Origin of the sequence: Rhodococcoides fascians A44A (assembly GCF_000760735.1) — a bacterium.
Lineage (GTDB): Bacteria > Actinomycetota > Actinomycetes > Mycobacteriales > Mycobacteriaceae > Rhodococcoides > Rhodococcoides fascians_E.
Window position 1 is genome coordinate 11,095 of the sequence record NZ_JMEX01000008.1, and the last position, 13,046, is coordinate 24,140.

At 66.0% G+C, this 13,046-nt stretch carries 8 protein-coding genes; 1 reads left to right on the plus strand and 7 read right to left on the minus strand.

Annotated features, from left to right (window positions below):
• Window positions 1-308: 308 nt before the first annotated feature.
• Complete coding sequence (locus tag BH95_RS12145) at window positions 309-5,777, plus strand: ATP-binding protein (protein ID WP_037182487.1); 5,469 nt, start codon at window positions 309-311, stop codon at window positions 5,775-5,777.
• Window positions 5,778-5,923: 146 nt separating this feature from the next.
• Here BH95_RS12145 and BH95_RS12150 read toward each other — a convergent pair whose 3' ends face one another.
• The 7 genes from BH95_RS12150 to trhO form a co-directional block, all read right to left on the minus strand.
• Window positions 5,924-7,144: a glycerate kinase family protein gene (locus tag BH95_RS12150; RefSeq protein WP_033188091.1), complete on the minus strand. Its 1,221-nt coding sequence runs from the start codon at window positions 7,142-7,144 to the stop codon at window positions 5,924-5,926.
• 28 nt (window positions 7,145-7,172) lie between these two features.
• Complete coding sequence (locus BH95_RS12155; RefSeq protein ID WP_037182489.1) at window positions 7,173-8,672, minus strand: SLC13 family permease; 1,500 nt, start codon at window positions 8,670-8,672, stop codon at window positions 7,173-7,175.
• A complete protein-coding gene (locus tag BH95_RS12160) occupies window positions 8,669-9,328 on the minus strand; it encodes a response regulator transcription factor (RefSeq protein WP_019665284.1) in 660 nt (219 codons plus the stop codon). Before BH95_RS12160 ends, BH95_RS12155 begins: the two co-directional genes overlap by 4 nt.
• Window positions 9,325-10,854, minus strand: coding sequence for a sensor histidine kinase (locus BH95_RS12165; RefSeq protein ID WP_244164952.1), 1,530 nt, complete (start codon window positions 10,852-10,854; stop codon window positions 9,325-9,327). The genes BH95_RS12160 and BH95_RS12165 overlap by 4 nt, the downstream gene beginning before the upstream one ends.
• Window positions 10,844-11,215, minus strand: a complete 372-nt coding sequence (locus BH95_RS12170; RefSeq protein WP_037182491.1) for a hypothetical protein — start codon at window positions 11,213-11,215, stop codon at window positions 10,844-10,846. The genes BH95_RS12165 and BH95_RS12170 overlap by 11 nt, the downstream gene beginning before the upstream one ends.
• A gap of 95 nt (window positions 11,216-11,310) precedes the next feature.
• Window positions 11,311-12,207 carry a pseudouridine synthase gene (locus BH95_RS12175; protein ID WP_037182495.1) on the minus strand — a complete coding sequence of 299 codons (897 nt, stop codon included), beginning with the start codon at window positions 12,205-12,207 and terminating at the stop codon, window positions 11,311-11,313.
• Window positions 12,200-13,042 carry an oxygen-dependent tRNA uridine(34) hydroxylase TrhO gene (gene trhO, locus BH95_RS12180; protein WP_020113064.1) on the minus strand — a complete coding sequence of 281 codons (843 nt, stop codon included), beginning with the start codon at window positions 13,040-13,042 and terminating at the stop codon, window positions 12,200-12,202. Before trhO ends, BH95_RS12175 begins: the two co-directional genes overlap by 8 nt.
• Window positions 13,043-13,046 lie beyond the last annotated feature (4 nt).

Below are 13,046 nucleotides of genomic sequence, written 5' to 3' on the forward strand. Positions count from 1 at the left end.
CCGAGTCGGAAGTTGACATCGCAAACGTGCTGTGAGCGGCTAGAATAAGTCGACATTCAGACAGGCCCATCCGATATCGACGGGCCACGAGTACAAGCCGTCGAGATCGGAGAATCGGGCGTGGTCGCCACCGCAAGGACACATCGGCACAGTGTGACCACCCAACAGCACCGTTCGACCGACCACGACGAAGCAGATTCCCCGAATCGGCCCTGGCGCCGACCGAAGATCTGATAGAACCCGACGGGCTCGAAAAGTAGTGCCCGACGTGAGACAGACCGAGTTCACCCGAGACGAAGAGAGACACGTTGTTCAAGCGGATTGCAGTAGTCAACAGAGGCGAGGCGGCAGTACGCCTGATCAGGGCCGTCAAGGAACTCAACGCAGAGCACGACTACGGCATCCGGACGGTCGCGCTGCACACCGAAGCAGAGCGTCGGGCCATGTTCGTGCGCCAAGCCGACGAGGCCGTCACCCTGGGTAAGCCCGCGTCCGGTTCCGCCTACCTCGACTACGAGGTGCTCGAGGCCGCCCTCGTCGAGTCCGGCGCGGACGCGGTGTGGGTCGGATGGGGATTCGTCGCCGAGGACCCGGCGTTCGCCGACATCGTCGCTCGCTTGAACATCACCTTCATCGGTCCGTCGTCCAGCGCGATGCGCCTGCTCGGCGACAAGGTCGAAGCCAAGCTCCTCGCCGAGAAAGTCGGCGTCCCCGTGGCACCGTGGTCCGGCGGACCCGTCGAGACCCGCGCCGACGCTCGTCGTCACGCCCAGGCGATCGGCTACCCGCTGATCATCAAAGCCCGCTCCGGTGGTGGTGGCCGCGGCATCCGCAAGGTCTTCCACGAGGACGAACTCGAACTCGCACTCGAGCGCACCCAGGGCGAGGCCGAGCGTTCCTTCGGTGACCCGGTCGTGTTCATCGAACGTCTCGTCACCGACGCCCGCCACGTCGAGGTTCAGGTCATCGCCGACAACCACGGCAATGTCTGGGCTCCGGGCGTACGCGACTGCTCGATCCAGCGCCGCAACCAGAAGGTCATCGAGGAGTCCAGCTCGCCGCTGCTGACCAAGGAACAGTCCGACCACCTGCGGTCCGTGTCCGCCGAACTCGTCCGCGCAGCCGAATACGCAGGCGCAGGCACGGTCGAGTACCTGTACCAGCCCGAGCAGAAGATCTTCACGTTCCTCGAGGTCAACACTCGACTGCAGGTCGAGCACCCGATCACCGAGTACACCACCGGAATCGACCTGGTGAAGCTGCAGATTCTCGTCGCGGGCGGCCACCGCCTCGAAGGAGACTGCCCAGCCGAGTTCGGTCACGCCGTCGAGGCACGCCTGAACGCCGAGGACGCCGACAACGGCTTCGCACCGGCACCGGGCAGCGTAGAACTGCTCAAGTTCCCGCTCGGCACCGGCATCCGCGTCGACACCGGTATCGCCCAGGGCGACGTCATTCCCCCGGACTACGACTCCATGGTCGCCAAGGTCATCGCCTGGGGCCGCGATCGCAGCGAGGCCTTCGCCCGCCTTCGCAACGCACTGCGCGAGACCACCGTCGTCATCGACGGCGGTACCACCACCAAGTCGTTCCTGCTCGGCCTGCTCGACAAGGAAGAGGTCATCACCGCCTCCGCCGACACCGGCTGGCTCGACCGCACCGACGCAGGCACCCCCGCAGGCCCGACGGCCACAGCCGACATCGCGATCATCGCCGCGGCCATCGACGCCTACGACGCCGAGGAAGCACACGAACGTGCGTCGTTCCTCACCTCAGCCCGCGGCGGACGCCCCCGCGCCAGCCACACCGTCGGCCGTACCGTGGAACTGAGCTACCAGGGTCAGGCCTACAAGCTGACCGTCGGCCAGACCGGACCGCACAGCTACCGCGTCGACGGTGACAGCGGAGACCTGCAGGTCGATGTCGAACGCCTCGGCGCATACGAGAGCCGACTCGTCCTCGGTGGCCGCCGATACTCCGTCGTGACCGTCGCGCAGGCCGCGCACTTCCTCGTCGAGGTCGACGGCATCAGCCACCAGATCAGCCAGGACGAGGCGGGCCTCGTCCGCGCCCCCGCACCTGCCGTCGTCGTCGCAGTCCCCGTCGCCGTGGGTGACGACGTGGAGGCAGGGCAGACCCTCGTCGTACTCGAATCCATGAAGATGGAAACCGCGGTCCGCTCCCCCTACGCCGGCAAGGTCCGCGAGGTACTCGCCTCGGTCAACGGCCAGGTCGACTCCGGCGCCGCGTTGCTGCGTGTCGACCAGGCAGGCGAGCAGAAGGCCGCCAGCCAGACGGCACGGGTAAAATTCCGCACGGCGGACCTCGCATCCGGTGCGTCGGCGAGCTGCCAGGCGCTGGGCGTACTCGAGGAACTGTCCGCCCTGATCACCGGATTCGACGTCAGCGCATCGCGTGCGCGCACCCTGCTGACCGAGTACGAAACCCTGCGTGCCGACGTTCCACGCGACGACCGCAGCGTCGTCGATGCAGAATTGGTTCTGCTCAACACCTTCGCCGACATCTGCGAGCTCTCCCGTAATCGTCCGACGATGGACGAGGAGAACACCGACGAGCGTGTCCATTCCCCGCGTGAGCACTTCCACTCGTTCCTCGGCTCACTCGACGCCGACGTCCAAGGACTGCCGGATGCGTTCCGCAGCAAGCTCTCTCGTGCACTTCGACACTACGACGCAGGCGATCTGGAACGCGGCCCCGAGCTCGAAGAGGCCGTCTACCGCGTCTTCCTCGCACTCCAACGCATCGAGAACCAGGTTCCCGTCGTCGCTGCTCTGCTGGACCACTGGTTGACCGACTCCGCTGCCCAGCAAGCCAGCGAATCCGCGATCGGCGACGTGCTCGAGCGACTCATCGTCGCCACCCAGGCTCGCTACCCGGTCATCGGCGACGTCGCCCGCAACCTGCGGTTCCGGTTGTTCGACGCCCCGCAGATCGCACGTGCACGCGACCAGGTCTACGACGGAGTTCGCGGCAGCCTGCAGTACCTCGCCGAGAACCCCGACGCCCACGATTACGCGGCACGTATCGACGCATTGGTCTCGACGCCGGAACCACTGATCGACCTCCTCGCATCCCGTATCGAGAACCCCGGCGCCCTGCTCGAGGTCATCACCAGGCAGTTCTACGAGATCCGCACGCTCGAGGACGTCAAGGCGTTCGACCGTGAAGGCAAGCACTTCGTCACCGGCAACTTCGAACTCGCCGGTGAGCGTCTCCACTTGGTCTCCACCGCAACGTCGTTCGCGGAACTGCGCGCGACTCTCGACGCCATCGACGACATCGCAGGCCCCACCCCCGAGCACCTCGCCGTCGACCTCTACCTCTCCTGGCCCGACGCTCCCGCCGACGGCGACGAGATCTCGTCGACCATTCACGCCGTGCTGTCCGAGCATCCCCGCACACGTGGATGGCGTCGCATCACCATCACCGTCTGCGGCGACGACGTTCGCAACGTGACGTTCCGCCGACCCAACGTCGACGGCTCCGAACCGCTCGCCGAGGACATCGTCATCCGCGACATGCACCCGCTCACCGGGCAGCGACTGGATCTGTGGCGCCTGAAGAACTTCGACGGCAAGCGTCTGCCTGCCACGCCGGGGACGTACCTCTTCCAGCTCAAGGCGAAAGAGAACCCGTCCGACGAGCGCCTCATGGCTCTCGCCGAAATCCGCGGTGTCACCACCCAACTCGACGAGAACGGCGAAGTCGTCGCCGTCCCCGAAATCGAGCGCACCGTCGCAGCATGCCTCGACGGCATCCGTCGATTCCAGGCACAGCGCGGAAAGAAGCGCCTCGACGCCAACCGCGTCACCCTCTACGTCTGGCCTGTGCTCGACGTACCCGAGGACCGCCTGGCGACCATCGCACGCCACATCGCGCCGTCGACCATCGGCGCAGGCCTGGAAGAGATCACCCTGATCGCGCGCCTGAAGGACGGCGTCAACTCCGTCCCCCGCGACGTCGCAGTCCGCTTCTCCTACCGCTCCGGCGCGGGCATCGTCGCCAAGGTCACCGACAAGCCGACCGAGCCGCTGCGCCCGATCGACGAGTACACCCAGAAGGTTCAGCGTTCGCAGGCACGCGGCACCGTGTACCCGTACGAGCTGATCCCTCTGCTGACCGAAGCAGGCGGAACGTTCACCGAATACGACTTCGACGAAACAGGCACGTTCGGCGCCGTCGACCGTCCGTACGGAAAGAACAAGGCGGGCATCATCGCCGGCGTCGTCACCACACCGAGCGAGCGCTACCCCGAAGGCATCACCCGCGTCGCCCTGTTCGGTGACCCGACCAAGGCACTCGGCACCGTCGCCGAAGCAGAATGCTCCCGCATCGTCGCCGCCATCGACCTCGCCGAGAAGATCGGCGCACCCGTCGAATGGTTCGCCCTGTCCTCCGGCGCCACCATCTCGATGGCCACCGGAACCGAGAACATGGACTGGGTCTCGCGCGGCCTGCGCCGGATCATCACGTTCACCCAGGGCGGCGGCGAGATCAACATCATCGTCGCAGGCATCAACGTCGGCGCCCAGCCGTACTGGAACGCCGAAGCGACCATGCTCGCCCACACCAAGGGCATCCTCGTGATGACCCCGGACAGCGCCATGGTGCTCACCGGCAAGCAGTCCCTGGACTACTCCGGTGGAGTCTCCGCCGAAGACAACTTCGGCATCGGTGGCTACGACCGCGTCATGGGACCGAACGGCCAGGCCCAGTACTGGGCACCGAACCTGCGTGCCGCCGTGGAAGTTCTGTTCGCGCACTACGACCACGCATACGCGCTGCCCGGCGAACGTTTCCCACGCCGCGCCGTCACCGCCGACCCGTCCGACCGCGACGTGCGCAGCTACCCGCACGTGCACCCGTCGAGCGACTTCACCACCGTCGGCGACATCTTCTCCAGCGCAACCAACCCGGACCGCAAGAAGCCGTTCGACATCCGCACCGTCATGCGCGCGGTCGTCGACCAGGATCACTCGGTCCTCGAGCGCTGGGCCGACATGGCCGACGCCGACACCTCCGTCGTCTTCGATGCACACCTCGCCGGAATCCCCGTCTCGGTCATCGGCATCGAATCCCGGGCCATCCCCCGTAAGGGCTGGTTCCCCGCCGACGGACCGGACCAGTGGACGTCGGGCACGTTGTTCCCGAGCTCGTCGAAGAAGACCGCACGAGCCATCAACGCCGCCAGCGGATCACGTCCGATCGTGGTGCTGGCCAACCTGTCCGGCTTCGACGGTTCACCCGAGTCGCTGCGCAACATCCAGCTCGAATACGGCGCCGAAATCGGAAGGGCCATCGTCAACTTCGACGGACCCATCGTGTTCTGCGTCGTCTCCCGCTACCACGGCGGCGCATTCGTGGTGTTCTCCGGAGCACTCAACGACAACATGGAAGTTCTCGCCGTCGAAGGCTCCTTCGCCTCCGTCCTCGGTGGTGCACCCGCCGCAGCCGTCGTCTTCACCCGCGACGTCAACGCCCGCACCGCAGCCGACGACGCGGTGAAGGAACTCGAATCCCGGCTCACCGCAGCCGACACCGACGCCGAACGCGCACACCTACGCGTCGAACTGGCCTCGACCAAGGCCGACGTCCGCAACGCCAAACTCGGCGAAGTCGCCGCGGAATTCGAAGCAATCCACAACATCCAGCGAGCACAACAAGTCGGATCCGTGGACCACATCGTCCCCGCCGCCGAACTGCGACCACAAATCATCGCAGCCATCGAACGAGGCATCGCCCGCGCACAGGCATAACCTCCAACCGCTGCGCCCCCTGACCGTTGGTCAGGGGGCGCAGTCGTGTCCGGGCTGGCCTCCATTTTCCGGACCGAACGTGACGTTCGGTCACTTGGAGTGACCGAACGGTTCATTCGGTCCCACCCAAAGGGGGTGCGCGGCGGCTAGGCGGCACCCTTGCGTCGTTTGCCACCGGACCGTGCGGAGACGGCGCCGCCGAGGAGAATCATCCGCATCGTTCGCTCCGCTGCATCGGTGAGCAGGGACTCGCCATTGGCTACGGCTTCGGCCAGGGGCATGGGGACCGTGATGATCGATGCGATGGCTGCGATGCCGACGTCGTGGACAGCCGGCGCACCCTGTCCCAGCGATCCTGCCAGCGCGATGAGAGGTACGCCGAGTCGTTGGCAGCGCCGCGCCACTTCGGCGGGGACTTTGCCTTTCGGGGTCTGGAAGTCGATCGACCCTTCGGCGGTGATCACCAGGTCCGCCTTGCGAATTCGGCGGTCGAGGTCGATTCCGGACAGTCCCGAATCGAGAAGGGCGTCGAATCGAGACCGGAGGGCGGCACCGACACCGGCTGCGAGACCGGCGCCCAGCCCTCCCGACGCTCCTGTACCGAGGCCGTGCCGGATGTCGCCGTCGTGGACTCCGTCGCGTTCGAGGACGTCGGCCCAGTTGTCCAGGGCCTCGGACAAGCGTTCCACCTGCGTCGTGGACGCGCCCTTCTGTGGCCCGAACACGCGTGCCACCCCGCCCGAACCGCACAGGACGTTGTGCGGGTTGCAGGCCAACACCACTTCCACGTCGGCCAACCTCGGATGTAGTCCGCTCCGGTCGATCGACACGGCTCGGGTCAGTTCGTTTCCTCCGAGGCCGATCTCGATCCCCTCGGCGTCGAGAATCCGAGCACCGAGCGCCTGCAGTGCTCCGGCCCCACCGTCGCACGTCCCGGAATCCCCACAGCCGACGAGAATCTGCTCGGCCCCGGCGTCGAGTGCGGCCGCAATGAGCTGCCCGACGCCGTACGTCGTCGTCGCCCCCGGGTCACGCATGTCGGCCGGTACGAGCGAAAGCCCAGCGGCCGCAGCCATTTCGACGACGGCGACGCCGGTCGCCGAACCACCGAGGGTTGCCCACTGCGCGGTCACCGCCTGTCCGACGGGTCCCGTCACCACCGCGTCGTGCAGTTGTCCTCGCGTCGCGGCGGCCAGAGTGCGTGCAGTGCCTTCCCCGCCGTCGGCGATCGGCGCGGTGTCGACGCGCACCCCGGGCAGTACGCGTCGCACACCTGCAGCGATGGCGGTCGCCACCGACTCTGCGCACAGGCTTTCCTTGAAACCGCTGGGAGCAACGAGAATTCTCTGCGGGACGCGATTGGACATGGGGGTTCTCCTCTGGGGACGTGGACGATCAGGAATGCAGGGACAGCCCGAGTGCGGGCCAGACCCACAACGCGCAGGCGAGGATCAGCGCCACCGATACCGGAGCGAGGGCAGCGGACATCCGAAGCAGATGTGATCCGGAGTAGCCGGGGACGGTGTCCGAGGCAGCGAACATGGCAACCGGCTTGGCAGAACTGGTGAGAGTCAGACAGAATCCCGCGGCGGCGGTCGATGCGAATGCCGCTGCAGCAGGATCGATTCCGAAGGCAGGTGCCGTGGCGATCACGATGGGGACGAGCACCGCGGACCGAGCCGAACGCGATTGGATCACCAAGTGGGACACCAGCGACACCAGAACGACGACCACCACGAACGACGTGGCTGCCGACCCGCCCATTCCGCGAACCGGGCCGAACGCAAGGTCGGCGAACCACTGGGCGGCACCGCTGGTGGTCAGGGCGACACCCAGACACAGCGTCGCCGCCATGAACAGCAACAGCGACCACGGAATGGTCTTGAGCGCGGCAGGCAGCGTGGTAGCACCCAGGCGCGGAGCCGCCGCCAACAGCGCTCCGATCATCGCCACGATCGCCGGGTCGATGCCATGCAGCGGTTCACTCGACCACAGCACGATCACGACGCCGAGCAACGCGACGAGCCGACGCTGCGGCCTGGTGAGGGGTGCGGCCGAGCTGACACCGAATGCGTTCGTGCTCAGCGTGATCGGATTTGCACGCTCGGATCGGTCGGTGAAGAGCGACAGCGCGATCTCGGCCGCGATGTGGGACCACACGATCGCCAGAGGAAGACCGAGGAGGATCCACTGCAGAACGCCGATTCCCGAGCCCGTGGCGGTCCGCAGGATTTCGCTGGTGATCAAATGCGCTCCTGCACCGAGCAGTGAACCGACGGCCGAGAACAGGATCACCGACGGAAACACGATCGCCAAGGCCAGCACCAATTTCGGACGGTGCCGCAGGACGGCGGCCAACGCCAGGAACACCGGGAGTGCGAGGGCAGCCCGCCCCGACGTCGCTGGAATCGCGTAGGTGGTGACGAGCAGAACGATGGTCACGAGGTGGACGAGTTGGCGCGGAGTGCGTGCCGCGGACAACACCCGCGCGGCGACCCACGACGCCAGTCCGCTCGCCGTGACTGCTGCGGCGATGACGAAGGATCCGACCAACAGCCAGATAACGGTGTCGCCCAGGGTGCCGGTGAACGTCTCGGCGTCGACCGGACCTGCCAGGACGAGAGTGAGTGCCGCGCCGAGAGCGACGTACGTGTCGTCCACCGGCGCGAAAATCCACATCCACACCGCGACGAGGAAGACAAGCACCGTGACCGTTCCGTCGAACGAGAGGTCCCCGGCGACACCGGCGAACACCACGCGAACGCAGAGAAGCAGGACGACGACACCGCTGAGCGCAATGGGCAGCGTCGGCGCGGGGATCCGCATCCTCGGGCGACTGGGCCCGGTGCGGCCGAGCTTGGTGGGCGGGGTTGTTGCGAAACGTGTCTCGGTCATCGCAATCGATATCCCATGCCGCGCACCGTCTCCACACGCTCGGCACCGATCTTCGAGCGCAGCGCCCGAACGTAGACGTCGACGACGTTGGACGCAGGATCGAAATCGTAACCCCACACCTGACCAAGAATTTGCTCCCGGGAGAGCACCTGGTCGGCGTGTCTGAGAAAGACTTCGAGCAACGCGAACTCACGTGCCGTCAGATCGACCACCCGATCGCCGATCTGCGCTCGGCGAGACCGCAGGTCCAAGCTCAGATCCCGCAGCACCAGCGACGACTCCGCACCGATCGACACGTCGTCCTGCAATCTCAAGCGCACGCGTGCAAGCAATTCCGCGAACTGGAACGGCTTGGTCATGTAGTCGTTCGCGCCGCCTTCGAGTCCGGCTACGGTGTCTCGGACACTGTCACGGGCCGTCAGGACGACGACCGGAGTGCTCACGCCCTCACCCCGCAGTTGACGAAGAACAGTGAAGCCGTCCATCGACGGGAGCCCGATGTCGAGCACCACCATGTCGAACCCGCCCTCGCGGGCCATCATGAGCGCCGTCTCACCGTCGGCGACATGCTCGGTGCTGTATCCAGCGGCGCGCAGGCCCTTTCCGACGAACGACGCAATGTGCACATCGTCCTCGGCGATGAGTATGCGGCTCATGAGATCTCCTTCGTGGCGGTGTCGTCGTACTGTTGTTCGGTGATGACGGTGTGTCCCGGGCTCGGCAGGTCGAGGCCGAAGGTCGCGCCCTCGCCGTGCACACTGCGCACCCAGGCGGACCCGCCGTGCGCGTCGGCGATGGCTCGGACGATGGCCAAGCCGAGTCCCGCACCCGAGCGCTGCTGCGGCGTCGTCCGATCGGCCGGAGACCCTCGCTGAAATCGTTCGAAGATCAGCGGCGCGTCCTCGGGCCGGACACCGGGGCCGTCGTCGGTGATCCACAACGAGAAGACCCTTCCGTCTCCGTCGCCGTCGAAGCGCGACCCCAGCCGGATTCGAGACCCGACCGCGGTGTGTCCCACCGCGTTGGCGGCCATCTGCACCATCGCCTGCGTCACACGTTCCGCGTCGAGACTGCACGTTCCCTCCGCGACCTCCATCAGCAACCACTGCCGATCGCCGATCGTCTGCACTTTCGACTCGATGTCGAGGACCAACTGCGCTACGTCCACGGTCTTGCGGACGACGAAGTCCGGTTGCTCCGCCTTCGCCAGCATGAGCAGATCGCTGACGATCCGGCCCATTCGTCCGAGCTCGCTGTCCACCAACGCCAACGTCTTGCGCCGCTCGTCGGGGTCATCGGACATCAGCTCGAGGTGCCCGCGGACGATCGTGATGGGGGTCCGCAATTCGTGGCCGGCGTCGTCGACGAACTGGCGTTGCGTCGTGTAGGCGCTCTCGAGCCGATCCAGCATCGCGTTGAACGTCTCGGCGAGGTCGGCGATGTCGTCACGACCGTGCACCGGCACCCGCGCGGTCAGATCCGTCTCACCGATTTCCGCGGCAACGGTACGCACGGTGCGCACCGGTGCCAGGATGCGGCCTGCCACCAGATACGCGACGCCTGCCGTGAGCGACAATCCGACGATGCCGACGAGAGCCATCGTCTGCATCGTGCGGCCCACGAGGTCGCGTCCGGACTTGGTGAACACCGCAACGAACAACGTTCCGCCCGTCCCGGCGACGTCGTCGACATCGACTCGTCCCCAGCGCATCTGACCCGACACCGTCTCGACGACGCCGGCAGGCTGCGCCGAGTCGATCGACGAACGCACCAGTCCCGGATCCTGCATCAACGCGTCCGGGACATCCCCACGAGGTTGTCCGACGACGTCGTTGCCGACGACTCCGATCATCACCTCACCGAGGCTGGGCGACTGCCGCGCCAGATAGACCTCGAGCAGCCGCTCGACGGACACGAACGGGCGCGTCGTCGTCGGGTCGACGCCTTCCGCGGCGAACGTCCTGAACTCGTCTGCCTCCTGCACGATGTCGTCGTTGGCTCGCACGTCGACGTCACGCAGCAGCAGATTACGAGCCGTGACCAGAACGACGACCAGAAGCAGAAGCGTCGTCAGCATGATCCAGGCCGTGATCTTCCAGCGAGCCGGAAGGGAGGATCCGCGCCTGGTCACTGCAGTCGAATCGGGAGCAGTCGAGTCGGGAGCTGTCGTATCAGTCGTCATCGTCGTCCCCACCGTCGTCGCCGTCGTCGTCCCAGTCGTCGTCGTACGGAATCACCGGTGCCTGAGGAGCCGGCGCGGGAGCCTGAGGAGCAGGCGCTGGAGCAGGCGCTGGGGCTGGGGCAGGGGCAGGCGGCGGTGGCGGCAGCTCGGTCGGCGGCTGCGGGGCCGGCTGGGTCGTGGTCGGCTGGGTCGTGGTCGGCTGGGTCGCAGTCGGCTGGGTTGCAGTCGGTACGACGCTCACCACCACCGGCGCCGGATCCAACTCCGGATCAGGGGCGCGGGTGAGGAGGAAACTTGCCGCCAAGACGAACGCGACGGCTGCGAGTATCGCGCCGACGGCGAGCGGTCGGGAGGAGTGCATGGGTAGAACTATGCCGGGAATCCATGACGTACCCATGAGACGCACATGAAGGTTTCTTCATCTGCGTCTTGTTCTTGCGGCGGCTCGACTCCGGCTCAGCCCGCGAGGGTCCGCCGGCTCACGAATCTGCGACGCCCACCGGTGATGGGGTCGTCGAACTCCACCGCACGGGCGAGCAGCTGCAACGGCGAGTCGAAATCGTCGGCTGCAGTCCGGGTGTAGATCGGATAATAGGAGTCGCCCTTGATGGGAATACCCAACGAGGACAGGTGAATCCGAAGCTGATGAGTACGGCCGGTGTGCGGGAAGAGCCGGTAGCGAGCAGTGTCACCGAACCGTTCGACGAGTTCGATGCGGGTCTCGCTGTTGGGCTCCCCCGGTTCCTCGCGGGCGACCATCACACCGTGATCCTTCAGAATCCGGCTACGCACCACCCGGGGGAATTCCAGAGACGGATCGAATCCAGCGACTGCCTCGTACTCCTTGAGCACTGCCCGCGAGGAGAACAGTTCCTGGTACGGACGCCGAAGCTCCCGCGAGCGGGTGAAGATCAACACTCCTGCCGTCGCTCTGTCCAGACGATGAGCGGGCGTCAGGTCCTCGCAACCGAGGAGGCGACGCAGTCTGACGGTCGCGGTCTCGGTGACGTGCATTCCGCGAGGAATCGTCGCGAGGTAATGCGGTTTGTCGACGACGACGATGCCCTCCGCGTCGTACAGAACGTCGAGCTCGAACGGCACCGGAGTCTCGGGTGCCGGCACGCGATGGAAGTGGACGAACCTCCCTGGTGCGTAACGACTCTCGACGGTCCAAGGCCGAGCCTTCTCGTCGACCACCTCGCCGCCGGTCAACATCGTCACCCAGTCGTCTCCGGGATGCTCACGCTGCAGGTAGTCGAGAACGAGTACGGACGAGTCGTCGTGCGGAAGGCGGATTCTCAACGGCGCGAGACCGTCCCGATACGGCAGAGGAGGCTGTGAATGCTCAGGCACAGTCCACGCATACCAAGCGAAGGCCCCGCCCGTCGTCGCCGTCGAAATCCTGATATCTCGAGGTCGGGTTGCTGCACACCGTGCATCTCCCGATCACCTCGGTGTGGTCGGAGAAGTCGACCGTCATCCGCTTGTCGAACACGTACAACGATCCTTCCCACAATGCATCATCGCCGAAAGTCTCTGCGTACCGGACGATTCCACCGTCGATCTGGTAGACCTCCTCGAATCCGCGGGAACGCATGAGTGACGACAGCACCTCGCAGCGGACGCCGCCCGTGCAGTACGTGACCACCGGGCTGGACTTCAGGTGATCGAACTCGCCCGAGTCCAGTTGCGCCACGAAATCCCGCGTCGTCTCCACATCCGGGACGACGGCGTTCTTGAACTTGCCGATCTGCGCTTCGAACGCATTGCGGCCGTCGAAGAACACAACGTCATCGCCGCGCTCGGCAACCAGATCGTTGACCTGCTGCGGACTGAGGTGCACTCCCCCGCCCACCACCCCGTTCTCGTCGACCTTCAACTCCTCCGGCGCCCCGAACGTGACGATCTCCGGCCGAACCTTCACCGACAGGCGCGGAAAATCGTCCCCCAGCCCCTCCGACCACTTGATGTCGGCTGCCTTGAACGGTGCATAGCTTCGGGTGCCGCGGACATACTTCTTGACGTCCTCCACATCACCGCCGACCGTCGCATTGATGCCGTGCTCCGAAATCAGAATGCGCCCGGTGAGGTTGTTCGACGCTGCCAAGGTGTGCTGCCACAGCCGAATCGCCTCGGGATCCGGCAGCGGAGTGAACACGTAGAACAGCACAATCTTCGGTACAGCCATGGTG

What these genes read in the sequence shown, in the direction of transcription:
- BH95_RS12150 (WP_033188091.1), bottom strand. Translation starts at nt 7,144, where the DNA reads ATGTCCAATCGCGTCCCGCAGAGAATTCTCGTTGCTCCCAGCGGTTTC.
- BH95_RS12155 (WP_037182489.1), bottom strand. Translation starts at nt 8,672, where the DNA reads ATGACCGAGACACGTTTCGCAACAACCCCGCCCACCAAGCTCGGCCGC.
- BH95_RS12160 (WP_019665284.1), bottom strand. Translation starts at nt 9,328, where the DNA reads ATGAGCCGCATACTCATCGCCGAGGACGATGTGCACATTGCGTCGTTC.
- BH95_RS12165 (WP_244164952.1), bottom strand. Translation starts at nt 10,854, where the DNA reads ATGACGACTGATACGACAGCTCCCGACTCGACTGCTCCCGATTCGACT.
- BH95_RS12170 (WP_037182491.1), bottom strand. Translation starts at nt 11,215, where the DNA reads ATGCACTCCTCCCGACCGCTCGCCGTCGGCGCGATACTCGCAGCCGTC.
- trhO (WP_020113064.1), bottom strand. Translation starts at nt 13,042, where the DNA reads ATGGCTGTACCGAAGATTGTGCTGTTCTACGTGTTCACTCCGCTGCCG.